The sequence below is a fragment of the Novipirellula artificiosorum genome, assembly GCF_007860135.1.
Lineage (GTDB): Bacteria > Planctomycetota > Planctomycetia > Pirellulales > Pirellulaceae > Novipirellula_A > Novipirellula_A artificiosorum.
The window spans coordinates 729,354-752,235 of the sequence record NZ_SJPV01000001.1 but is presented as its reverse complement, the minus strand read 5'-3'; the positions used below and the strand labels follow the sequence as shown (position 1 = coordinate 752,235).

Genomic DNA, 22,882 nt, shown 5'->3' with positions numbered 1-22,882 from the left:
ACGCTTGAAAAATTTTTTGCACCTGGCCCAAAAGCGTTCCATGCGTTGGACAGGTCGTAGGATCTCTGGATTCCAACCCAAAGCGTTTGCGTCCCAGGATCGTTCTTTGGTCGATCGATGAAGCCGCCTAAGCTCGCGATCGCGCGGATCACTTCGTTGAGATTCGGGCAACCTTTCTTTGGCAGTTTGCGACCTAGAATTACATACACGCTTTTCCATTCACTCGGTTCAAAGAGAACTTCACAGTCCAGCTCAGGGCACTCCCGTCCAAGATGACAAAGATACATCAATCGCCAAGCCACCACACTGTAAAAGGCCAAGCAGTTCAACACTCGATCGATTGCCTCGAATCGACGCCGCTCAATACGACAACCCGATTTGAGGGTTCTAAAATAGACTTCAATTTGCCATCGGACGCAGTACGACTGAATGATTCGCTGGACATCTTCGTTCGTCTCGATGGGTAGAGTCGTCACCAACATCCAGCTTATCGGGTCTTCACCATCGGGCGGATTTCTCTCTTCACAGAGTACCACATTGACCGTAAGCGATTTAGGTAAATGCTTGGCAGCATGGGGCGGGCGACAGAGTTGGATACTCGCTTTTCGAATCTCTAGTTCAGCAACGCGCGCAATGCGTGAACGAGTTCGCTTTGATTTACCCTTCTGTATCTTCGCTCTGCGTGCTCGGACATTGCACGTTTGATCGGCAATTTTCGGTGTTTGGCGAACTTGTTCGCACCAGTCTTGCTGCTCGGAAGTGTTTCGATTTTGACCTGCCCGAATCAGTAAATGCACATTGGGAACTTCGCTTTGGGCGACGGCGGCAAAGACATCGTAAATGTCCGATTCGCTGTCGCCAACGCACACGCAAGTCGTCTCTGGACAAGCCAAGGCGGTACGCTCGCTACAGTGGACTCCTTCAAGCCAACGAACACTTTCTTTTTCTTCAATGGGAACTTGTTTTCGCTTTTTGTTTTTCTCCGACTTGGATTCTTTGCTGATCGCTTCACGTGTCCAACTTTTTTGCCCCACGATTCCTAAGGCAACTCCCGCAACATCGAAGGCAATCATCGGGTGATAGAAAGCTCCACGGCGACTCTCGCAGTCCATTGGCCCTGCTCCATCGACTTGTTGTTCTGGCCGCGTCAAGTCGATCTCGGTAGTGTCCTGGACCAGCAAGACATAGTCGACTTGATTGATTCGTTGATACGTTGCCTCGATGTGTGGCTGAAGGATCTTTTCAGGAGTGACGTTGTCGTTGTTGAAAAAGCGATAGCAGCCCTCGATATCAGCCTTACTCTTGAAGGCTGCCGGAATGCTCATATTGGGACTGTGGCTGAGGACATCGGCCATCTTCTTGATTCGTTTCGTGAGCCGCTCGTCCCCGAACTGACAGCCATTGAGTTCTCCCGAAAGATGAGCAACCGTTGACATCAAAGTACCTCCGTGGAAGAAATTTGCCATGAACCGCAGCACCAACGCGGATCCTCAATTGAGGATAATTCGCGGCGTCCAGCAAAAAGTCCAGTGGAGTTGCACACAAAACCAACCCGTCAATGCATGCAAAACGCAGGAGTTATGTGGTACAACGAGCCCAGAGGGAGAGGTAAATCTTGTAAGTCTTTTTCAATCAACAACTTAAAAACTGCACGACCTCCGCGGGCGGGGAGAGGGGTAGGGGGGTGAGGGGCTTTCCGCACACCGATTGCGGAACGACTTTTTGGCTCGATCACCCTGCTGCCACCCCCTCATCCCCAGCCCTTCTCCCCCGAAAATCGGGGGAGAAGGGAGCCAGAATATTGGGCGAAGTGATCGCTGCACGTTCACTGGACTTCGTATCGACGCAGCGATGTGGGATCAAACCGCTTGGGGTTTTGAACGCCCCAATGATGGGTGATTCGCAAAGTGTTTTTCGTCAAGGTGCATAAACCTGATACCATGCCGGGTCTTTACTGCTGACAGCATGCTTTCACCCTTGAGTCGCTTGTTCACAACGGAAAAGGTCGAATGCCAACGAAAAAACAATCATGAGCGGATTGCCGTCGCGATTGGCCGATGACGAGCCATCGGCATGGGCCGAATTGTACGACGCGACTGCGGATGGACTGTTTCAATATGTGACCGTTCTTGCGGGTGACCCCGACGCGGCTGCTGAAATTTTCCAGGAAGGATTCGTCCGTCTGTATCGGTCTCGTGAACGGCTGCGCGAGGTCGATGACCTGAAGGCGTTCGTCTTCACGGTGATTCGCAATGAAACGAATCGATGGCTGAGCCACAAACAGAAACGAATGGCGGAAACGGCGACTGACGAGCCACTTGCGGAGAGTGTTGTCCATTCCGATGACGATGATACGGAGCTGATTCGTCATGCTCTGAAAACGTTGTCGGAAGAGGAACAAGAACTAATCGAGTTAAAGGTTTACGCTCAATTGACTTTCACACAAATCTCCAAAATTCTTCGTCTCCCCAGCGGGACCTGTGCAAGCCGCTACCGGCGATCGCTTGCAAAAATGCGGTTGGTCATCCAGGAGCAGATCGGATGAACGAACAGGAACAAATTGAACAAACGCTGCTGCAACTGGCCCCGCCGAAAGCACCCGCAGGACTGCGCACGACGGTACTCGATGCGATTGAACGCCAACGAGAATCGGATGCACAAGCACGAGTGCTTACAGCGAAGGCGGACGATCGTCGTTGGTTGGCGACATTGGATCGGACGGCCACTTTTGCAGCCCCATGTCTACTGGCCATCAGCCTGCTCGTGTTCGTGATCGTCGAACGATCGGCGGACAAGTTGTATGGCGGCCATCGTGATTCCGTTTCGCAAGCTCAACGTGCGGCCACGGACGCGGCGTTTGCCGAAAAGGAACCGCCGATGACACCTCAAGCATTCTTTCGTCAGCATCTCGCCATCTTGCAAAACCTCAACGCGGAGTTATTCAGTGAAGCGTCTAAGAAAGTTCCTCAAGTGGATGGCGATCGTCCTCCTCTCAGTCATTTCCGTCGTCATCCTGATGGTCGCGTTGCTGAATTGGCGAGCCTCACGCAGAGTCGAGGCACGTTTAGCACCCTTGCGTGAAGTCGGAAAACCGATCTCCATTCAAGACCTGCAACCCTCGGAAGTCGGGGAGGAACTCAATGCGGCGAAGGCAGTGGAGCGATATGCCGATGAGCTTCGAAGTTTTGACCGACAACTTGCCGAAGCTACTCGCGACAGCGTAACGGACGACCAGTTCGATGAGGGAAGTATGCTCGTAGCAAAAAGCATCGTTCAGGAATTCTCTGAGCTCAACGAAGCCTTACGCAAGGCATCTCGATTGCCGGCGTATCAACCTGATCTCGACTATTCACACGGTCCTTCGCCGTTTATGGACCAACTGATTGATCAAGAGATTTCACCACGCACGATCACCCGGGCCTTGTATGGGCATGGATTGATGTCGTTAGCCGATGGTAAGACCGATGACGCCGTCGAGGACGCGATCGCCATTTTGCGATGGAGCGATCACGTCGCCCGGCAGCCCCTGTTGTTGAACCACTTGGTTGGGACCGCCCTCTATATGCAAGGCATTCAGTTGTCGGGCAGATGTCTGTATGCAGGCGATGCCTCGCCAGCGGCCCGCGAGATGCTACTGCAGGCTTGTTCGAATGAATCCAAACTGCTCGCCAATTACGAGATGACGCTCGATACCGAACGCGCGTTTGGGATTTCGTCGTTTGACTCCTTCCCAGGGAGTCGGTTCATGCTGATGCTCGGAGAACTTGCTGCGTATTTGGACGTCGTCAGCGAATTTCAGTCGTTCTCGGAAAAGCCGACGGGCATCGCCCCGGACCAGCCGACCTCGGCAAGCATTTTCGCCGGGTCAAGTTGGTCCGCGCTGCAGCAGGGTTTAGTGTCACTGCGCCGCAAACAAGCACTTTCGCGGACCGTTCGAATTCTGGCCGCTTGGCAAGACGCGGGCGGTGAAATTGGGACGACTTTGACCGAGCTTGATTTGCCTGAGGCCGTTACGACCGATCCGTATGATGGATCGCAGATGAAGTGGAAAGGGGTGGGCGACACGATCGCGATCTATTCGGTCGGCAGGGACATGATTGATGACGAAGGCAGTATCGAAGACGGTCGGGACATCGGCATCGAACCCTGATTCGCTACTGCTAGATCATCCGTCATCGCTCGCCTCGAGGCCGATCGACTTCTTCTTGAAGGCATTTGCCACACTGTGCTGTGCGGTGGTCGAAAACGGACTATGATTTTGCTGATGAGTAGCGATGCAAAAAAACGTGATTTTCTCGACCCTGACGTGGTTGCGCGTCTTCATGGAATGCCGCTGGTTGCTCGGAAAGCCATGCAGGGTAGTATTTCGGGTCGGCACGCAAGTCCTCATCGCGGTTCAAGTGTCGAGTTTGCCGAGTATCGCAAGTACGTTCCCGGTGACGATCTGCGTCGACTCGATTGGCGGACCTACGGGCGCTCCGATCGGTTTTTTGTCAAGGAGTTCGAGGCCGATACGAACTTGCGTTTGGTCTTCGTGCTCGACACCAGCGGATCGATGGCGTTCGGAAGTGGTGAGTATAGCAAGCTCGATTATGCGAAGCAGTTCGCCGCGACGCTTGGTTACTTGGCGATTGAACAGGGCGATGCAGTCGGGCTTGCTTGTGTGACCAACCGTGTCGTGAGTCATCTGCCCGCACGCCGAAACCCTGCCCATTTGTCGACGTTGTTTGACTCGCTCGAAGCCGCGCAAGCAGAAGGGGAAACACAGTTGGTGAGCGTGTTACACGAGTTGGCCGAAACCGTGCGTCAACATGCCCTGATCGTGGTTTTATCCGACTTGTTCACCTCGCCGGAATCCTTGCGAGACAGCTTTGAGCATTTGAGGTTTCGAAAACATGACGTTGCCGCGTTCCATCTTTTGGATCCCGAGGAGATCGATTTTCCGATCGAACGACCCACTCGATTTGTCGATATGGAAAACGAAGAGACGATCTTTGCCGAACCCAGTGACATCGCAGGTCCCTACCGACAAGCGATGCAAGAATACTTGGAGGAGATGAAGCGAGTGACCCTTGAAACCGAGGTCGATTACCGAGTGGTGTCGCTAACGGAGCCCTACGAGCAAGTGCTGACCAGTTTTCTCGTGGGTCGCATGAATGCGCGAGGGACGCGATGAATTTCTTGCAACCCTGGATGCTGGCGGCTCTGCCGCTCGTGCTGTTGCCGATCTTGATTCATTTGGTCAACCAATGGAGGTATCAAACCAAGCCGTGGGCGGCGATGATGTTTTTGCTGCAAGCGGCTCAGACGAACCGTGGGCATGCCAGGCTTCGTCGTTGGCTGATTCTCGCGTTGCGATCGCTTGCGATTGGCAGCATGATCCTGGCCGCTTCACGCCCTTTGTCGAGCGGATTGCTCGGCTGGTCGTTTGGTGATCGTGTCGACGCGACGATTGTTATTCTGGACCGGTCGCCCAGCATGCAGCAATTGGGTCCGGGCGGAACCACGAAGCTTGGACTGGCTTCCGAGCAGGTCGCCGACGCGCTGCGTAAACTTGGTGCAGCCGACCTGTTCATGATCAACGGTCCCCGTGACTTGCCAAAACGTTTTTCCAGTGTCGATGCCCTGCTGGATTCGCCATGGATGCAGGGATCTGCGGCGACTTCGGACGTACCTGCGATGTTGAAACTCGCTGTGGATCTTGTTCGACGCGAGCAGTTTGGTCGCACCGACATCTGGATCTGTAGCGATCTTCGATCCTCAGATTGGCAACCCGAAAGCGGCAACTGGGGTGCCTTGAAACGAACCTTGGGACAGCAGTCCCAATCGGTGCGAGTCCATCTCTTGGCGTTTCCGGAGCCGGTGTCGGTCAATCGGTCGGTGCGAGTCACGAAGGTCCAGCAAGTTGTGGATGATCAAGGAACCTCCGTGCGTTTGTCCTTGAGTTTGGTATCAACGGGAACAAGTCGCCAAGCATCGGAGCTTGTTCCTGTGACATTCGAAATGAATGGAGCAAGGACTCGCGCTGAGATTCCGTTGACCGAGGGGAACGCGGAGTTCCATGATTATCGAATCCCCATGGCTCCAGCAACGACAACCGCTTGGGGTCGGGTGTCGATCCCCGCCGATTCCAACCTTGCCGACAACGAAGCTTTTTTTGTTTTGGGCGAGCCTCCGGATCGACGAGTTGTCATTGTCAGTGAGGCGGCTTCGGTATCGCAGGCCCTTGAAGCCGCAGCGGCCGTTTCCCCCGACGTGAAGACTCCGGTTTCGGTCCAGCGGATGGATGCACAGCAAGTCGTATCACTGCAAGCGAACGATGTTGGCTTGTTGATTTGGCAGAGCGAGTTGCCAACCGGAACGGCACGCCAAGTTGTTGAAGACTTTGTCAAGCGAGGAGGCCAAGTCCTTTTTTTTCCTTCATCGAGATGGGGCCGTGGTGTCGGCCAACCGAACGCGGAGTCCTTCATGGGGGTTCGCTGGAGTGGTTGGATCGATGCCCCAGGAAGCGTGATGGTGGAACACTGGGTGAAGACTCAAGACTTGTTGGCCGACACGCAATCCGGTACCGAATTACCGCTTGCCGAGTTGCGAGTGCTTGGGCATGCGACCCTCGATGGCGAAGTGACTTCCTTAGCAACGTTGTCCGGCGGGGATCCGCTGCTGGCGCGTACAGCGACCGAGAAGGGCGCGGCCTACTTTTGCACGGCTTCGCCCGATATGCAGCATTCGTCTCTGCAGGAAAACGGGGTCGTGCTCTATGCGATGATCCAGCGTGCTTTGCAGCAAGGACTTGATTCGATGCGTGCAGCGACGCAACGGGATGCAGTCAGCGGACAGCCAGGGACGGAATCGTGGCAACCGATCGCAGGGAATCCCAAATCGCTGTCGAGTGAATATCCGGCTCACGCCGGAGTCTATGAGATCGGATCGGAGCAGGGCAGGGCAGTGGTGGCAGTCAATCGTCCGGCTGCCGAAGATCGAACGGGGGTCATCGATGATGCTGCGTTGGCCGACTTGTTCGCCGGCATGGAGTTTGAGCGAGTGGATCACGCGAACGGCCGCTTCGGTGGTGTCGTGAACGAGGTCTGGAGGCTGTTCTTGATTGGCATGATCGTCGCCTTGTTGTTCGAAGCGATCCTCTGCCTTCCAAGCCGGCGACCTGTTCTTGATTCACCCTTGGAGCGGCTTGCCGGTTTGCGGGCAAACCGTCGGAAAGGCGGAGTCGCGTGATGGGGTCGACGCTCTCGATCGGTTCCACTCATGCGGTCGTTGCCGTGTCCATTGCCGCGATGGCGATGACGCTGATGCTCGGCTGGATGGCTTGTCGCCGAGCCCGGTTTCGCAGGCAGGTGGTTTCGCTTGAGTTGTTGCGTTTGTTGTTGGTGGGATTCGCGGTGTTTCTCCTCAATCAACCCGAGTTACTTGAGGAGCTTCCTTCGGAAGTGAAGCCGACTTTCGCGGTTCTCGTCGATCAATCCGCAAGCATGATGACTCGGGATATCGAAACGGGAACCAAGACGGTGGGGACACGCGAGCAAGCCGTTGCACCGGTTTTGGATGAATCCACTTGGAGTGAGCTTTCTCGTCGAGGCGATGTCGTTAGGGTCCCGTTTGCAAGCGAGGGCGCTGGTCATGCGACCGATCTGCACCAAGTGCTTTCGTCGAGCGAAAAGCAATACCCGAACCTGCGTGCGATTGTGTTAGCGTCCGACGGTGACTGGAACACGGGTCCGCCGCCCGTTGAAGCGGCCGCGGAACTACGTGCTCGTGGGGTGCCGATTTTTGTGGTGCCGGTCGGTAGCGTTGACCGTATGCCCGATTTGCAATTGCTTCGGTTTGACGTCCCTGCGTTCGCCGCAGTCGGTAAACCGCTACGCATTCCGCTGACGTTGGAAAGCTCGTTGTCGCGAGATCATTTGGCTGTCGTGTCACTCACCGATTCCGATGGAGACGTGCTTAAAAAGGAGTTCATGATCGAGCCGATGAGCCGAACGAACGAGGCCATCGTCTGGACGCCACGCAGTCTCGGTTCGCAATCATTGACGTTGTCACTTGCTGCGGCTGGGGAGGAGCGGATTTTGGACAACAACGAGCTTTCGGCATCACTGACGGTGCGCGAGGAAAAGCTCAACGTGTTGATTGTGGAATCGCAGCCTCGCTGGGAATACCGTTTTCTGAGAAACGCATTGTCGCGAGATCCGGCCGTGGAGGTGTCGTGTTTGTTGTTCCATCCAGGACTCAGCAAACGAGGTGGCGGCAATCGGGATTACATCCAATCGTTTCCTGAGGATCTTGGTGAGTTAACGCAATACGATGTTGTTTTTCTTGGCGATGTGGGGGTCGGCAAGGATCAATTGACTCTATCGCAAACCGAGCAAGTACGGGGGTTGGTCGAGCAACATGCCAGCGGTTTGGTTGTCGTTCCTGGGATTGCGGGGCATACGTTGTCACTTGTCGATACGCCAATCGGCGACCTGTTGCCTGTCGATTTGGACCGCTCACGTCCCAGCGGCCAAGGTAGTGAACTCGCCCATGCCTTAGCGTTAACGGAGTCTGGACGACGTAGTTTGTTGACGCGGTTGGCTGATGACGAAGACGACAATCGTCAAGTTTGGGATCGTCTGCCCGGTTTCCAATGGCATGCCCCCGTGATTCGAGCGAAACAAGGAAGCGATGTGTTGGCGGTCGATCGTGATGCTTCGAACGAACATGGCCGAATCCCCCTGATGGTGACGCAAAGTTTTGGCAATGGCAAAGTCCTCTTTGTCGGCTTCGACAGCGTGTGGCGTTGGCGAAGCGGTGTCGAGGATCTGTATCACTATCGATTTTGGGGGCAAGTGGTGCGTTGGATGGCGTACCAGCGAAACATGGCCAAAGGCAAATCAATACGGTTGTTTTATTCACCAGAGCAGCCTCACGTGGGACAGACGCTCTCGCTGACGGCGACGGTTCTCGACGACCAGCGAGCACCGCTCAGCGATGGCGATGTCTCGATCGAGACAATTGCCCCTTCGGGAAAAGCAGAAAGCGTGCAATTGAACCTGGTGGATCCGATCTGGGGAGTCTATGCCGGTAACTACACACCGAGTGAGGCTGGCTCTCACAAGATGAAATTGTGGTGCAAGGAGACCAGCGAGACGCTCGAAACAAGCGTTTTCGTGCAGCTTGCCGACGTCGAGCGGATTGGAAAACCTGCCCGACCTGAGGTGCTCGAGGAACTTGCCAAGCTCACCCGGGGGCGGGTGCTGCGGGTCGACGAGATCGCATCGTTCGCAGACACCCTTCTGGCGATGCCTGATCCGCCAGCGGAAGTTCGTCGCGTTCGATTATGGAGTCACCCGGCGACGGTTCTGGTCATGATCGGGTTGGCGGCGCTGTTTTGGATCGGTCGCAAGATGGCCGGTTTGACCTGATCACGGCTGCAAACGAGTCCGAGGCAAAAGGATCGCTTGGATGTGAATGGCCGCGATTTCATGATCGAAGGAAAACCAACACTCTTTCGGGCGATAGGCCATCGGCTGTTAGTGGATAGGCGGTTTAAGAGGAATAAACCGATCTTGACCTACGGTGTGGATTCGATAGAATTCGTCAGTGAGGCAAGCTTGGCAAAGCAGGGAGACTCGGAGTTTCTTGCCGCTTGCGTTCTTCGCGCAGTTTTTCAGTAAAATGTGCTAGTGCGGTAGAACGGGAAGTTTGCTAAGACAAGACCGGCGGTGAATGGTTGGAGAAGCCAGTGCATCGGATCGCATGAGCTACCATCCGACCCAAGCCAGTAAAATCTCACTAGCAGGTTTTGCTAGCATTTTTCACCTCAACGTCTGTCGTGAGCGGAGAGGCCTGCGTTGTTTTTGACGTGGGTGTTTCTGCGAAGGGCACAGTATCCATTTGGTAACGGCTAGTCATGCAGGGAGGATGGTTTCCGCCATGACCAATAAAACGGTTTTTACAACAGGCGAAGCGGCCAAGATTTGTAAGGTCAGCCAGCAGACAATTATCCGGTGTTTCGACAACGGGTCGCTGAAGGGGTTTCGTGTCCCTGGCAGCAAGTTCCGCCGAATTCCTCGTGAACAGCTTTATTTGTTCATGCGGGACAACGGGATTCCGACCGATGCACTTGAAAGTGGTAAGAAGAAGCTGCTGATTGTTGACGATGACCAAGACTTGGTTGAATTGATCAGTGACGGTTTTGAGCGCGACGGTCGGTTTGACATTCGCACGGCGAACAATGGGTTTGACGCTGGAATGGGTGTCAAAGAGTTTCGTCCCGACTTGGTCATTCTTGATGTGATGCTTCCCGACATCAACGGCAAGGAAGTTTGCCAACGTGTCCGCAGCGATCCGTCCTTGGATATGGTCAAGATTTTGTGCATATCGGGGATGGTCGAGCACAACAAGGTTGACGGCTTGAAGGCGGCTGGTGCAAACGATTTTATGCAAAAACCGTTTGCAGTCGAAGAGTTGATCAACCGGTCGTGTGAGTTGCTTGAAATTGAACGTGGTGTCGTTGGTTAGGTCCACTGAGCACCCTTGCTGCCCAAAGGATGATTGCGATGCGTTTGCTTCCATGCCTGCGCTTCGGATCATACCGATGGTGGCTACCGAGATCGCATGACGCCACGGAAACGCTCGCGGGTCTGCTGTTGCGCAGCGAGCATCGTGGTGCCACAAGTCGAACCGATGCGACGTCATCGACGGTCGCTAGAACGGTTTCGTGCTTCCGCGAGGACCCGCCGCTGTTTTTGTTTGCAGCGATTTCGTACCCGGGACGCGATGCGACGTTGACGGAACTGGCGAGTTGGCTCGCGGAAAACGCTTGCGGTCTGCTGGCCGGTGGTGATGCGTTTCTTGGTGCTCCTGAGATTTCACGTCCGATGCAACACCGTTGGAGTGAGCTTCACGGATACCACAAAACGTTGCCACCGAGTCGTTGGATCGACGAAGCCCATCGATGGTTAGAGGTGACTGGGCCAGCGGTGCCTGAGGTTTGGCGACAGCAATGGGCGCGAGTCTCATGGGATGATTGGCGAATCAATCGGCCCGACGGTGAGAGCTCGCCGGACATGCTACAACAACTTGCCCGCCGAATGCAGCATCTGGAGTGCATCGAACGTTCGTTTGATCGACGATTGCACAAAAGCAAGCTCGCCGCGCTAAAACAACTTGCTTATGGCTTGAGCCACGAGATCAACAATCCGCTGGCAAATATTTCATCGCGAGCTCAGCAATTGCAGCGTGACGAAGTCGAACCACGCAGACGGCAAGTGTTGCAGAAGATCGTCGATCAAGTCTATCGAGCTCACGAGATGATCGCCGATTTGATGTTCTATGCGAATCCACCCGAACCTCGGATTGCCCAATGGGACTTGAATGAATTGATCGCTGAAGTCGCCTCGGAGTTTGTCGACGAAGCAAAGCAGCTTTCGATCCGGCTCGAAACCGAAACCTCGTCGGATGCATTCTCGGCGAACATCGACGGTGAGATGGTTGGAGAGGCGTTGCGAGTCTTGTTGCGAAATTCGATCGAGGCGATTGGGGCGGAGGGAACGATCGTGGTTTCCGTCGTCCGCGACAACGAATCTGCGCTGATTCATGTTGCTGACAGCGGGCCGGGACTATTGGGTCACGCTCGCGAGCATGCATTCGATCCCTACTTTAGTGGTCGCGAAGCGGGACGAGGCTTAGGACTCGGGCTCTGCCGAGCCTACCGAATCGCCAAGTTGCACCATGCCGACATCACACTTGCGGGTGGTCCGATCGGCTGTGTCGCAACGATTTCGTTGCGGATCCCTTAGGGCGGCACGGCCGCTCGTCGTGGCTTTGGCCCGCTCCCGTTGGTCGCTGGATTCATGCCCGGTAGGCGATGGGCGGGCAATCTTCAATAATTGGGGCTGTCCATGATCGTTCCCTACTCGCACCCTGCGTGTCCACCATGCTCGATTCCGCGAAGGAATTGCTGCGAATGCAAGAAAGCGGTGATCTGACCGCCGTCGAAATTACTGAACAAGCACTCGCGGCCATCCAACACTCCGACCCTCAAATCAATGCGTTCACGCACGTTGCCGCAGAATTGGCGGTCGACGCGGCGCGGCGTGTGGATGCAAAACGTTTGGCGGGCGAAGCTCTTGGTCCGTTGGCCGGGATTCCCGTCGCGGTCAAGGATGTGCTGTGTACCGCCGACATGCCGACGACCTGTTCTTCGCGGATGCTGAAAGGCTTTCAGCCACCTTATGATGCCACCGTGATCCACAAGCTTCGCGAAGCGGATGCGGTTCTGATTGGCAAAACGAATATGGACGAATTCGCGATGGGCGCGAGTACGGAGACCAGTGCATTTGGTGTCACGCGCAACCCTTGGGACACCGATCGTACACCGGGGGGCAGTAGCGGCGGGGCGGCGGCGTGTGTCGCTGCGGGCAACGTTCCGTTGAGTCTCGGCAGCGATACCGGGGGGTCGATCCGCCAACCGGCAGCATTTTGTGGTGTGACAGGACTCAAGCCGACTTATGGTCGAGTGAGCCGATATGGATTGGTCGCATTTGCCAGCAGCCTCGATCAAGTCGGCCCAATCGCGTGGTCGGTTGACGACGTTGCGCTCTTGCTCGAGTCGATCGCCGGGTTTGAACCGCGGGATTCAACGTCACTCAACCAAGGCGTTCCCAACTACAGTGAGATCCTGCAAACGACCGACCTGCGTGGATTGAAGATCGGTATCCTCCGAGAATCTTCGGAAAACAAAGCGGTCGATCACGCCATTCTGGCGGCGGTTCATCACGCCGGTGATGTGTTCCGCAGTTGTGGTGCGGAATTGGTTGAAGTGAATTTGCCCCACAGCGAGTATTGGGTGCCCACCTATTATGTCATCGCTCCGTGTGAAGCCAGCAGTAACTTGTCTCGCTACGAAGGAGCCCACTACGGCCATCGCACCGAGTCGATCGACAGCAACAGTGAACAGGGACCATTGGTCTCCGCCTACTGTCGAAGCCGCGAAGAGGGATTTGGGGCGGAAGTCAAACGTCGCATCATGGTTGGCATGTATGCGTTGAGCGAAGGCTACGCGGACAAATATTACAACCAGGCCCTAAAAGTTCGCCGCTTGATTAAGGGCGATTTTGACGCTGCGTTCACGCAGTGCGATCTGTTGCTTGGTCCCGTCACCCCCTCTTCGGCGTTTCGAATCGGCGAGAAGGTGGATGATCCGATCCAGATGTACTTGTGCGACTTGTTTACCGTCGGTGCAAACCTAGCGGGCCTTCCGGCAATCTCGCTGCCGGGTGGTTTCGATGAGCATGGACTTCCCATTGGCATCCAGTTGCAAGCTCCTGTGCTGGAGGAATCACGACTCCTGTTTGCGGCCGGAGCGTTCCAATCTGTAACCGACTACCACACCAAACGACCATGACAGCACACGAAGTCACGACCATCATTGGACTCGAGGTCCACGTTCAATTAAAAACGCAAACCAAGCTGTTCTGTGGATGTAGCGCTGCGTTTGGTGCGCCACCGAACACGCAGGTTTGTCCCGTCTGCCTCGGGCTCCCCGGGGCGCTGCCGGTCATGAACGAACACGCGATTGAACTTGCCATTCGGGCGGGATTGGCCATCCATTGTTCGATCCCACCAATGACCAAATGGGACCGCAAACAGTATTTCTATCCCGATCTGCCGAAGGGATATCAAATCAGCCAGTTCGATTTACCCATTTGTGCCGATGGCTATTTGGAGATCACGGATCCGGCAGATCCCGATGGCACGCGTCACATTGGGATCATCCGCGCTCATTTGGAAGAAGATGCGGGCAAGAGCATGCACGACGAGGTCGCTGGCAAGAGCGATACGCGGATCGATCTCAATCGTTGCGGTACGCCACTGTTGGAAATTGTCAGTCAACCCGATCTGCGGTCGGCCGCGGAAGTGAAGGAGTACCTCACGCAACTCAAGTTGATCCTCACTCATCTGGACGTTTCCGATTGCGAGATGCAGGAGGGTAGTTTACGGGTCGATGCCAACGTCAATCTACACATCGATGTTGACGGCAAGAAAGTTGCCACGCCGATTGTCGAAGTGAAGAACATGAACAGCTTCCGCGCGGTCGAACGGGCGTTGGAATATGAAGTGGAACGTCAGTACGCTGATTGGGAAAACGATGGATTGACGATCGAAGACAACCCCAAAACGACTCGAGGTTGGGATGATGTCAACCAGCGGACGTTTGTCCAACGAGAAAAGGAAGAGTCGGCCGATTACCGTTATTTCCCCGATCCCGATTTGTTGCCCGTCCGAATTCCGTCCGAACGAGTCGAAGCGTTGCGGCAGTCGCTCGGCGAATTGCCACGTGCAACCTACTTGCGTTTGCAAAGTCAACACGACTTGAAGCCTTACGATGCCGACGTGATCGTGAACCAAGGTCCCGCAATGATCGCCTACTTTGAACGAGTCGCCGAGGTTTCGGGCGATGCCAAGCGATCGAGTTCATGGATCCAGCAAGACGTGATGAGAACACTAAAGGATCGTGAACTCTCGATCGATGCGTTTCCCGTCACGAGCGTCGGGCTCGGTGAATTGCTGAAGCTCGTTGTAAAGGGGCAACTGGACAACACAAGAGCTCGTGACGTTTTCAACTACTTGCTTGACCATGAGTCGACAGTTGACCAAGCAATCCAGTCGCTGGGAATCGAACAGGTCGACAACAGTGAGATTGATGCGTTGTGCCAAGAACTGCTTGATGCGAATCCGGCGGTGGTCGCAGACGTTCGTAGCGGGAAGGTCCAGGCGGTGGGTTCGTTGATCGGGCAAGCCAAAAAGAAGAACCCCAACGCCAACCCACAGCAAGTTCGCGAGACACTATTGAAGTTGATTGGTTAGACACGCTCCTCGAAACATCAAGCCGTCGTGTTCGCAAACAACTCGCCGATCGGCAGCGGCGAATGGGGCGCCAGCAGAGGTGACAAGGTCGATGCTTCGTCGAAGCGGATACAGGATTGATATCGGCCGTCCGAACAATCGCGAAAAACTTCGATTGCCTTGCTGCTGGGCAGAACCATCCAATACTCCTCGATTCCCGCAGCTGCATAGATCTCGGCTTTTTGACGATCCATCCCTTCGCTGTTCAAAGCCACTTCAATGACCAACTTCGCTGATGATGGATGTTGGAGCCGAAAATCGTCCGGCGTTCCCGCAACGACCGAAATGTCGGGTTCGGGCTCGGAATCATATAAGGTGAGTGGGTCTTCCTTACGAACTTGAAAACCATTGCCAACGGTAGCGATGAGCCATTTTTGAAGAAAAAGGACCATCCAGGTGTGAAGTGGAGATTTAGGCATTTTCTCTATCACGATTCCGGATAACAACTCGGTTTTTTCAGGAAGGACTCCCATTTCATAAAGTCGATGGTACTGAGCCGGCGTCAATCGAACCGCCGCGGCTCGCACCTCTGGGATATCCAATACGTTTGACATCGGGAAACCTCTTGTTTTTCGCAAACTGGCTCAACTGGCCCCCATTATAGCAACAGATCGAGAGGACTCATGGCTTCGTCCACGACGGCCAACCCATTAGTTAAACGCTGACAAAACACTTGATGGTTCGTGAAGCCCTGCGGATCACGTGCGCTGTCCAGCTAGACAACACCTACGTCCGACTTTCTTGTTCAGCCTACGTGCTCCCGGGGGGCTTTACTGTCGCTTCCTTACAGCACACCCTTGGTGCTCGGGATCGCGTCGCTGCGTGGATCGCTTTCGGCGGCCATTCGGATGGCTCGGGCCGTGGCTTTGAAAACGCCTTCGGCGATGTGGTGGGCGTTGCGACCGTGATGCAGCACGACGTGCAGGTTGCTGTGCGAATTTGCAGCGAACGACTGCCAAAAGTGTTCGACCAGTTCACTGTCGAACGTGCCAATCTTCGCCGCTGCAATGGGAGCCTGGTACTCGAAGGCATAGCGTCCACCGAGGTCCACCGCTGCGGTGACCAAACACTCGTCCATCGGCAACGTGAAGTGACCGTAGCGTCGAATGCCTGCACGATTGCCGAGTGCTTCATGCACGGCTTGACCAAGTGCAATGCCGATGTCTTCGGCGGTGTGGTGATCATCGACGTGCAAGTCACCGATTGCTTTGACATCGAGATCGATCATTGCGTGCTTGGCCAGTAGGTCAAGCATGTGGTCGAGGAATCCGATGCCGGATGATCGCGTACCGGATCCGTCGCCGTCGAGGTTGAGGGTCAGTTTGATGTCGGTTTCACCCGTCTTGCGAGCGATCGATGCGGTGCGTGTCATAGGTTCTTTAGGTGACTTTCCAGCAGCATGAACAAAGCGTCGATTTGGTCATCGGTACCGACCGAGATCCGAAGTCCATCGCCCCAATCGGGGAATTGCATGTATCGGACGAGGATTTGGTTGTTCTTCAGGAATTCGTACATCGCATGATGTTGACCACTTGGGTGAGTGCACCACACGAAATTGGCGTAGGACGGAGTGACATCGAAGCCCATTTGCGTCAAGCGATCCGTCATCCGGTCGCGCGTCGCATTCATCTTCGCGACCACGTCTCCAAGCCATGTCTTGTCGGAAATCGCTGCGGTTGCCGCGGCAATCGAAAGCATGTCGCAGTTGTAGCTATCCTTGATCTTTGCCAATTCTGAAACAACATGAGGCTGGGCAATCAAAAATCCGAAGCGCAAGCCCGCCAATCCATAAGACTTGCTGAGCGTTCGTGTGACGAGAATATTCTCGTGTTTTTTGACCAGATCAATGCAGTTGGCACCGGAAAAATCGGCGTAAGCCTCATCAACGACCAACGGACAAGTCATCTGGGCCGCAAGGGATTCGACCTCTTCAAGTGACAGCACCGTGCCGCTTGGGCTGTTCGGGTTGGGCAGAAACACCAAACGAACATCGTCGGGCGTGTTTCCAAACGCGGCCGGCAATTTCCATCCGTCCTCAAACGCGACTTGTTCCCACGTCGCTCCTTGGATGTCAGCTAAAGTGCGATACAGAATATAGCTGGGGTAGGGCAGACGCAATTTTTGATTCTCACCAACAAAGCCTCGTACGAGAATCGTAAGAATTTCATCGCTGCCGTTGCCCGCCAAAATCCACTCTGGCCCCGGAAGGCCCAATGCCTCGGCCGCTGCTCGGCGGAAAGCGGTTGCAACAGGATCAGGGTATCGGTTGAGCGCACCTGTTGCAGCATTTTGGATCGCAGCGACGACGGTTGGATTCGGGGGATACGGATTCTCGTTTGTATTCAGTTTGACGGTCTTACCCGGAGCCGGTTGTTCACCCGGCGTATAGGGAAGCATCTGCGAAAGGGCAGGGCGGAAAATAACGTTGTCGGACACGGGGTGTTCTATTTCGTTGTTAGGGTTGCAGTCGTGGTTGTTGGCGCGGCAGTCGATTGATCCCGAAAGGATCAAAGTGGTTGTTGGCAATCACGTGTAGATACACAAGGCAAAGTTTTTCCAGCGTTCGCCGCCCTAGTCTTCTTTCGTCAGCGAACGAATCACGCCGCTGACCGTCTGCAATTTTCGCGACGGCCTGTCACTCAAATGTCGCTTAAATAGATCGTCTACGAGCGCAATCGTCCACGGGTGGTCGATTGCCGCAGCGGCATGCAATGGATTATTGTTCGAGAACATCACTTCACTATCCCGCTGTCCGAACAGCCACGACCAATCGTCGAAACAGGGTTCGATCAAGGCGTGAGCGACCTCGGCATCCGTCGACGCAAAATACTGTGCCACCTTCGACACGTGTGGAAAGGGAGTAATCAAGTTCGATTCCTTTTCTACCCAAAACGCCTCGAACCGATAGTCTTCGGCCAAACGAGGATCCCACGCCGCTACTTCGTCGGCGTGCTGAAGCAACCAATGCCCCGCGACCAAGCCGCCGCGCCGCTCATCGCCTTGCTTGAGAATCTCCAGTGCCTGACGAGCCAAACGTGCCTTCGTTTCCCGATTCGCGCTTGAATTTCTGGCCAGATCTAAAAAGAAGTCTGCCTTCGTCGGGGAACGCGGTCAAGCGAATCAGTTCCATCGCTCGCTCGGGCTGGACCATCGCGTAGACCGGCAGGTAAATCCTGGCCACGCCGGCGGTCTTTTCGCGTTTGCCTTCGTCCAAAATGCGTTGCAGTTTGCTGTGGTCGCGGTAGGCATCGACCAGCAACTGCTCGGCCGTTTCCTGCTCGCCGATCTTCAGCAGCTCGATCGCCAGTCGACCGATGTTGCACAATGCGTCATCGCCCGACTGCTTCTCGACTAGCACCATCGCTTCGCCAAACAGATCCAGCCTGTCATCCGTTGACGCTGTATTCTTCGCTCGCTGCATCAGCCAGTAGAACAGGTAGTCTTCATCGATCAAATCCTTGATCGCTTCGGTTTGTTCCGCGTTCAATCCCTCAACGCCCATCAGCTCACGTGACACCATCTACTTCATATCGGGAATCGCCGCGATCGCCTTGGCATCGACAAGCATCCCAGCAACGACTGATCGCCGATTTGAACCTTGCCGGTCAATTCGTGTGGAATGGCTTGGACCCATGGTTCGCTCGCGACCGCAGGGTAACTGGTTAACGCGAAGAGTACGGCGATCAATGGCAGCTTCATGTGGTTCATTATCGAATCCTAGCGAAACGAGGCATCCAAACAACGGATGCAGCAGAATGCTCAATTTATCTGAAAAACCTTTCGCAAAGCGAGATTCTCTTGGGTGCATATCGCGGTTTCAGCGAATCGGCGAAAACCGTTCCACGATCGCAGCATGCCGCAAGCTCCTGTTGGTAGAGTGTAGGACAATTGTCCTAGAATACGCTCGTTTCTTAGCTTCCGGAGACCCGGGAATTAACGCCGAATCGAAACGCTGCGGGCGTGTGCCGTGAGCCCTTCTTTTTCGGCAAGCCGTTCGACATCAGGAGCGATTTCTTGTAGCGCAGGTTCGTCAAACTCGGTGACACTGCCGCTCCGCAGGAAGCTGTTGCTTGAGAGGCCTGCGGCCCATGTACACGTTCCGCCGGTGGGCAACACGTGGCTGGGTCCCGCCGCGTAATCACCGAGTGCGACCGGTGTGTGGTGACCGAGAAATGCAGCTCCACTATTGCGGATCTTTGCGATTTGGTCTCGCGGGTTCGCTGTCTCGATATGCAGGTGCTCTGGAGCGAACTCGTCAGTCAAGGCACACGCTTGTTGCTCATCGCGAACCAAGATCAATGCCCCGAATGCTTCCAGACTCTCGAGCGTCAAGTCGTTTCGCTCCAATCTCGCGACTTGCTTGACAAGTTCTTGATAGACCGAATCAATCAGCGACTCTTCCCAAGTGATGAGGATTGCGGAACCAGGGGAATGCTCCGCTTGAGCCAACAAGTCGGCCGCGATGAAGTCCGCTCGCGCGGTCGCATCGGCCACGATGATCACTTCACTTGGGCCTGCAAACGAATCGATGTCCACGGTGCCGAAAACAAGTTTCTTCGCCAGAGCCACGAAGAGGTTGCCCGGGCCAACGATTTTGTCCACTGCGGGAACGCAATCACATCCGTAGGCCAACGCAGCAACCGCTTGGGCTCCGCCCATCCGATAGACTTCGGTGACGCCAAGTTCGTGGCACGTTGCTAACATGTCGGTGTTGTACGCACCGAACGTCGTTGGCGGTGCGACCACCGCGATTTCCTTGACGCCGGCGATTTGAGCGGGGACGACCGTCATCAAGACGGTGGACGGATAGGCGGCTGCCCCCCCAGGCACACAGACGCCGATGCGGCGAAGCGGTACGTAACGCTGAGTCAGACGTACGCCTGGTTTTGGCTCGATCGTGACGTCTTGGTGCAGGATCGCTGTCTGGAATTCGGCGACGTTGTCGCGAATCCGGCGGATCGATCCGATCAACTCGGGATCGGCACCGGCATGAGCTTGGGCCAAGTCATCGGCCGGAACGCGGAGCTGGTCCGCGCACAAATCGGCGTTGTCGAGCGAGCGCAGGTAGCGGAGCAGGGCAGGGGTGCCTTCGGTTTGCACATCATGGCAGATCGTTTGAACCACTTCGACCGGCGTCAGCGGCTTGCCAAACACCTGCTCGGTAAGCGCACGGCCGCGAGGACTGACGACATCCCCCGAAGGGCTGAGTTTTTCTCGTAATTGACGCAAAATTTCGGCGGAGCCGCTTCGTGCGTCGACGCGTTGAATATTCAATGGAGACTGGGGTGTTTTAGGCATGGTTTGGGGTGGCCTCGTTACGCCCACATCATAAGCCGATACAATGCGTTTTGTTTAGCCTCGAACAGGACGAATTGTTGACAATGCCCGAAGAAATTGACTTACGTAGCGACACGGTCACTCAGCCCACACCTGCGATGCGAAAGGCGATTGCGGAAGCCGTTCTCGGTGATGCCGTGATCGATGTCGATCCGACGGTCCAGCGACTGGAAGAAAGGACTGCGGAATTGTTGGGGAAACAGGCCGCTGTCTACATGCCAAGCGGGTCGATGACCAACCAAATCGCTCTTCGTGTCCACTGTGATCGGGGTAGCGAGTTCATTTGCGAACAGGACTGCCATCTCTATTTCTATGAGCAGGGGGCATTCGCGGCACTTTCCGGACTGGTCGCAAAAACGATTCAAGGCCAGGATGGTTTGCTCAAGCGGGAGCACCTTTGTGGAAGAGTCAACGCCGAAAACGACCACTGCGTCCGTACCCGACTGCTCTGTCTGGAAAACACGCACAACCGGCTTGGGGGACGTATTCTGCCTCAAGCCGGCATCGTCGATTCCTGTCATTGGGCAAAACAAAGCGGTCTGGCAACCCATCTCGATGGCGCTCGGCTTTGGAATGCGTCAGTGGCAACGGGGATCAGTGAGGCTGAATTGGCGGAGCCATTCGATTCCGTGAGCGTTTGTTTCAGTAAGGGGTTAGGGGCGCCGGTCGGTTCGGTGCTTGCCGGTAGCAACGATTTTGTTCGTGAAGCTCGCCGCGCGAGAAAATTGTATGGTGGTGCGATGCGTCAAGCCGGTATCATCGCCGCTGGGGCTGTTTATGCTCTTGAACATCATCGCGAGCGATTGGTCGAAGATCACAAGCATGCGAAACAACTTGGCGATGCTTTCACGAGCTTGCCGGGTTTTTCGATCCGTGGTGGCCACATCGACACCAACATTGTCGCGATTGAAATCGCTCCAGAGCGAGGGACAGCCGAGCAGGTGGTTGGTAAGCTTGCGGAGCGTGGGATTCGTTGTTTCGCAATTGGCCCTCAGGCGATTCGGTTGGTGACGCATCTTGACGTCGGAGCCGAGAAAATCGATCGTGCATGCCAAGTGATCGCGACGTTGGCATGAGAGGTTCGCGGCGCTGTGTGCTGATCGCCATCGCAATCGGTTGCTTTAGTCTGATGCTCCGTCTTGCTCCGACCGCGGAAAGCTACTGGGTTGATGAGTTGCACACCGCCTGGACAGTCAGTGACTCGTTCATGCTGGTCGCAGAGCGGGCCAGCGATGGGCATCAGCAACCGCTTTACTTTCAACTGCTTTGGGTTTGGAGTCGGGTTTTCGGGACCAGCGAAGTGATGATGCGGTTGACGAGTGTCATTGCGGTTTCGCTCGGCTGCGTCTTTTTGTTTCTTGGCATGCAGCGAGCTTACAAGGTGGTCTGGCCGGGGGTTTTTGCAGGACTGCTTTTGGCGGTGGAATCCAACTCGATCTTCTTTGGTACCGAGTTGAGGCCGTATGCGGCAGTCATTTGCCTTGCGGCCATCGCATGTTTGTTGACGGCAAGGCTATGGGGACAGCCACCGTCCCTTGGCCGGCGCGGCAGGGATTGGGTGGCTTTGTGGTTGTCCATCGGCGTGGCCGCAGCGTTTCAAATCACATCGCTTGGCGTGCTCGTCTGGTTGCCTTTACTGGTCATGGTTCGTTGGTCACTGGTCGATTGGCGAGCAACGTTGAAGCTGCAACGAAGTGACGCGATGTTGGTCGTGGTGGGGGGGCTGCTCGCCGCATCGCTCTTTACGAGCGGGATTCAGCAAACATGGCAGAACCGACAACTATGGAGCCGTTTTGCGACCGCAGTGTCGGTTTCGGAGATCTTCTCCCTTTGGCCCTGGAACGCCACGTTGATTGCTCCGTTGACATTGCTTGGTTTCTCTAGCTTGACTCGGTGTTGTGGTCCGCGAAAGCAAATAGAGCCTGGCTCCGATGCTTCGTTGGTCTGGGCGTTCGCCTTGGTTGTGGTGATCAGCACCGTGCTGTTTTGGTGTGTCTCCTATTGGCATGTCGCTGCGATTTGGCATCGCCGATACCTTGTCGCATGTTTGCCGTTGATCGCTTGGGTGTTTGGTGCAGGGACAACGCAGGGAGTGCGTGGTTTGTTGGTTTTGTTCGGTCCCCGGCTTCGTGATTCGGCATTGCTACTTGTGGCGGTCGGTTTGTTGACGATGGTGATGTCAGGCCAAGGGACGTTGGCAAAGGCATGGCGGGGTCAATGGCTTGTGTACCGCGGTGAGAATTGGCGAGACGCGATTCGCTTTGTCAACGAAGCGGTGGCCAGTGACGGAATGATTTGGCTTGACCCTGGATTGATTGAGACGGCATCCCTCGATTCTCCGCGGCGTCTTGAACAAGGCGAGTATTTGCGTTTCGTGGTCGACGGGCCCTATGCCGTTCGTCGCGATCTGGGAGTCGTCCTCAGCAATCACCGCAAATGGGTTGAAGTCACAAAGGAAGGTGGCTTTCCCAACTTGCTGCTTACCCGTCATCCGGTGTCGGCCTTGGCACGTCACGTGGATGAACAGGTTCAGCTGCGAAACTACGGCAACGTGGCCGTTGCTCACTCGCCCGATGTACCAACAGGAGCCGAAAAATAGCGAAAAAGTTGAATTGTGGTGGCGATTTCTTTACGATTCGGG

The 22,882-nt window shown here is 55.3% G+C and carries 20 protein-coding genes; 12 read left to right on the top strand and 8 right to left on the bottom strand.

The window, feature by feature from the left end; all coding sequences use genetic code 11:
• A partial coding sequence (locus Poly41_RS02595) for an IS4 family transposase (protein WP_197231013.1) occupies positions 1–1,436 on the bottom strand: 1,436 nt, incomplete at its 3' end.
• A gap of 593 nt (positions 1,437–2,029) precedes the next feature.
• Between Poly41_RS02595 and Poly41_RS02590 the strand changes: the two genes are divergently transcribed.
• The 10 genes from Poly41_RS02590 (at position 2,030) to gatB (ending at position 14,865) form a co-directional block, all read left to right on the top strand.
• The gene (locus tag Poly41_RS02590) at positions 2,030–2,545 is read left to right on the top strand and encodes an RNA polymerase sigma factor (RefSeq protein ID WP_146524340.1); all 516 of its coding nucleotides are present in this window, start codon (positions 2,030–2,032) and stop codon (positions 2,543–2,545) included.
• On the top strand, positions 2,542–3,081 hold the full coding sequence (locus Poly41_RS02585) for a hypothetical protein (protein WP_146524339.1): 540 nt from the start codon (positions 2,542–2,544) through the stop codon (positions 3,079–3,081). The genes Poly41_RS02590 and Poly41_RS02585 overlap by 4 nt, the downstream gene beginning before the upstream one ends.
• Entirely contained in the window at positions 2,975–4,150 is a 1,176-nt protein-coding gene (locus Poly41_RS02580; RefSeq protein ID WP_197231012.1) for a hypothetical protein, read from the top strand. The genes Poly41_RS02585 and Poly41_RS02580 overlap by 107 nt, the downstream gene beginning before the upstream one ends.
• Positions 4,151–4,264: 114 nt before the next feature.
• Positions 4,265–5,176: a DUF58 domain-containing protein gene (locus tag Poly41_RS02575; protein ID WP_146524337.1), complete on the top strand. Its 912-nt coding sequence runs from the start codon at positions 4,265–4,267 to the stop codon at positions 5,174–5,176.
• Positions 5,173–7,233: a BatA domain-containing protein gene (locus Poly41_RS02570; RefSeq protein WP_146524336.1), complete on the top strand. Its 2,061-nt coding sequence runs from the start codon at positions 5,173–5,175 to the stop codon at positions 7,231–7,233. Before Poly41_RS02575 ends, Poly41_RS02570 begins: the two co-directional genes overlap by 4 nt.
• Complete coding sequence (locus Poly41_RS02565; protein WP_146524335.1) at positions 7,233–9,416, top strand: vWA domain-containing protein; 2,184 nt, start codon at positions 7,233–7,235, stop codon at positions 9,414–9,416. Before Poly41_RS02570 ends, Poly41_RS02565 begins: the two co-directional genes overlap by 1 nt.
• 511 nt (positions 9,417–9,927) lie before the next feature.
• Complete coding sequence (locus tag Poly41_RS02560; protein ID WP_197231011.1) at positions 9,928–10,515, top strand: response regulator; 588 nt, start codon at positions 9,928–9,930, stop codon at positions 10,513–10,515.
• Positions 10,516–10,553: 38 nt separating this feature from the next.
• Positions 10,554–11,795 (top strand): sensor histidine kinase, encoded by a 1,242-nt coding sequence (locus Poly41_RS02555; protein WP_197231010.1) that lies wholly within the window; start codon positions 10,554–10,556, stop codon positions 11,793–11,795.
• Positions 11,796–11,932: 137 nt separating this feature from the next.
• Entirely contained in the window at positions 11,933–13,402 is a 1,470-nt protein-coding gene (gene gatA / locus Poly41_RS02550; RefSeq protein ID WP_146524332.1) for an Asp-tRNA(Asn)/Glu-tRNA(Gln) amidotransferase subunit GatA, read from the top strand.
• Entirely contained in the window at positions 13,399–14,865 is a 1,467-nt protein-coding gene (gene gatB, locus Poly41_RS02545; RefSeq protein ID WP_146524331.1) for an Asp-tRNA(Asn)/Glu-tRNA(Gln) amidotransferase subunit GatB, read from the top strand. Before gatA ends, gatB begins: the two co-directional genes overlap by 4 nt.
• A gap of 17 nt (positions 14,866–14,882) precedes the next feature.
• Here the strand turns inward: gatB and Poly41_RS02540 are convergent, their stop codons facing one another.
• From Poly41_RS02540 to hisD, 7 genes are all read right to left on the bottom strand, one after another.
• On the bottom strand, positions 14,883–15,458 hold the full coding sequence (locus tag Poly41_RS02540) for a Uma2 family endonuclease (RefSeq protein ID WP_146524330.1): 576 nt from the start codon (positions 15,456–15,458) through the stop codon (positions 14,883–14,885).
• A gap of 230 nt (positions 15,459–15,688) precedes the next feature.
• Positions 15,689–16,276, bottom strand: coding sequence for an imidazoleglycerol-phosphate dehydratase HisB (gene hisB, locus Poly41_RS02535; RefSeq protein ID WP_146524329.1), 588 nt, complete (start codon positions 16,274–16,276; stop codon positions 15,689–15,691).
• Positions 16,273–17,340: a histidinol-phosphate transaminase gene (hisC, locus tag Poly41_RS02530; protein WP_146524328.1), complete on the bottom strand. Its 1,068-nt coding sequence runs from the start codon at positions 17,338–17,340 to the stop codon at positions 16,273–16,275. The genes hisB and hisC overlap by 4 nt, the downstream gene beginning before the upstream one ends.
• A gap of 135 nt (positions 17,341–17,475) precedes the next feature.
• Positions 17,476–17,937 carry a hypothetical protein gene (locus Poly41_RS02525; RefSeq protein WP_146524327.1) on the bottom strand — a complete coding sequence of 154 codons (462 nt, stop codon included), beginning with the start codon at positions 17,935–17,937 and terminating at the stop codon, positions 17,476–17,478.
• Positions 17,897–18,424 carry a hypothetical protein gene (locus tag Poly41_RS02520; RefSeq protein WP_146524326.1) on the bottom strand — a complete coding sequence of 176 codons (528 nt, stop codon included), beginning with the start codon at positions 18,422–18,424 and terminating at the stop codon, positions 17,897–17,899. The genes Poly41_RS02525 and Poly41_RS02520 overlap by 41 nt, the downstream gene beginning before the upstream one ends.
• Positions 18,425–18,429: 5 nt before the next feature.
• Positions 18,430–18,612: a hypothetical protein gene (locus Poly41_RS02515; protein WP_146524325.1), complete on the bottom strand. Its 183-nt coding sequence runs from the start codon at positions 18,610–18,612 to the stop codon at positions 18,430–18,432.
• 225 nt (positions 18,613–18,837) lie between these two features.
• Positions 18,838–20,202 carry a histidinol dehydrogenase gene (hisD, locus tag Poly41_RS02510; RefSeq protein WP_146524324.1) on the bottom strand — a complete coding sequence of 455 codons (1,365 nt, stop codon included), beginning with the start codon at positions 20,200–20,202 and terminating at the stop codon, positions 18,838–18,840.
• An 83-nt stretch (positions 20,203–20,285) separates the two neighbouring features.
• On the opposite strand from hisD, the gene Poly41_RS02505 reads away from it, so the two are divergent.
• The gene (locus tag Poly41_RS02505) at positions 20,286–21,317 is read left to right on the top strand and encodes a GntG family PLP-dependent aldolase (RefSeq protein WP_197231009.1); all 1,032 of its coding nucleotides are present in this window, start codon (positions 20,286–20,288) and stop codon (positions 21,315–21,317) included.
• Positions 21,290–22,840, top strand: a complete 1,551-nt coding sequence (locus tag Poly41_RS02500) for a glycosyltransferase family 39 protein (protein WP_146524322.1) — start codon at positions 21,290–21,292, stop codon at positions 22,838–22,840. The genes Poly41_RS02505 and Poly41_RS02500 overlap by 28 nt, the downstream gene beginning before the upstream one ends.
• The last annotated feature ends 42 nt before the right edge of the window (positions 22,841–22,882 follow it).

What these genes read in the sequence shown, in the direction of transcription:
- Poly41_RS02580 (WP_197231012.1), top strand. Translation starts at nt 2,975, where the DNA reads ATGGCGATCGTCCTCCTCTCAGTCATTTCCGTCGTCATCCTGATGGTC.
- hisD (WP_146524324.1), bottom strand. Translation starts at nt 20,202, where the DNA reads ATGCCTAAAACACCCCAGTCTCCATTGAATATTCAACGCGTCGACGCA.
- Poly41_RS02540 (WP_146524330.1), bottom strand. Translation starts at nt 15,458, where the DNA reads ATGTCAAACGTATTGGATATCCCAGAGGTGCGAGCCGCGGCGGTTCGA.
- Poly41_RS02575 (WP_146524337.1), top strand. Translation starts at nt 4,265, where the DNA reads ATGAGTAGCGATGCAAAAAAACGTGATTTTCTCGACCCTGACGTGGTT.
- Poly41_RS02505 (WP_197231009.1), top strand. Translation starts at nt 20,286, where the DNA reads ATGCCCGAAGAAATTGACTTACGTAGCGACACGGTCACTCAGCCCACA.
- hisB (WP_146524329.1), bottom strand. Translation starts at nt 16,276, where the DNA reads ATGACACGCACCGCATCGATCGCTCGCAAGACGGGTGAAACCGACATC.
- Poly41_RS02515 (WP_146524325.1), bottom strand. Translation starts at nt 18,612, where the DNA reads ATGAACCACATGAAGCTGCCATTGATCGCCGTACTCTTCGCGTTAACC.
- Poly41_RS02585 (WP_146524339.1), top strand. Translation starts at nt 2,542, where the DNA reads ATGAACGAACAGGAACAAATTGAACAAACGCTGCTGCAACTGGCCCCG.
- Poly41_RS02560 (WP_197231011.1), top strand. Translation starts at nt 9,928, where the DNA reads ATGACCAATAAAACGGTTTTTACAACAGGCGAAGCGGCCAAGATTTGT.
- gatA (WP_146524332.1), top strand. Translation starts at nt 11,933, where the DNA reads ATGCTCGATTCCGCGAAGGAATTGCTGCGAATGCAAGAAAGCGGTGAT.
- Poly41_RS02500 (WP_146524322.1), top strand. Translation starts at nt 21,290, where the DNA reads ATGCCAAGTGATCGCGACGTTGGCATGAGAGGTTCGCGGCGCTGTGTG.
- gatB (WP_146524331.1), top strand. Translation starts at nt 13,399, where the DNA reads ATGACAGCACACGAAGTCACGACCATCATTGGACTCGAGGTCCACGTT.
- Poly41_RS02590 (WP_146524340.1), top strand. Translation starts at nt 2,030, where the DNA reads ATGAGCGGATTGCCGTCGCGATTGGCCGATGACGAGCCATCGGCATGG.
- Poly41_RS02570 (WP_146524336.1), top strand. Translation starts at nt 5,173, where the DNA reads ATGAATTTCTTGCAACCCTGGATGCTGGCGGCTCTGCCGCTCGTGCTG.
- Poly41_RS02520 (WP_146524326.1), bottom strand. Translation starts at nt 18,424, where the DNA reads ATGGTGTCACGTGAGCTGATGGGCGTTGAGGGATTGAACGCGGAACAA.
- Poly41_RS02555 (WP_197231010.1), top strand. Translation starts at nt 10,554, where the DNA reads ATGCGTTTGCTTCCATGCCTGCGCTTCGGATCATACCGATGGTGGCTA.
- Poly41_RS02565 (WP_146524335.1), top strand. Translation starts at nt 7,233, where the DNA reads ATGGGGTCGACGCTCTCGATCGGTTCCACTCATGCGGTCGTTGCCGTG.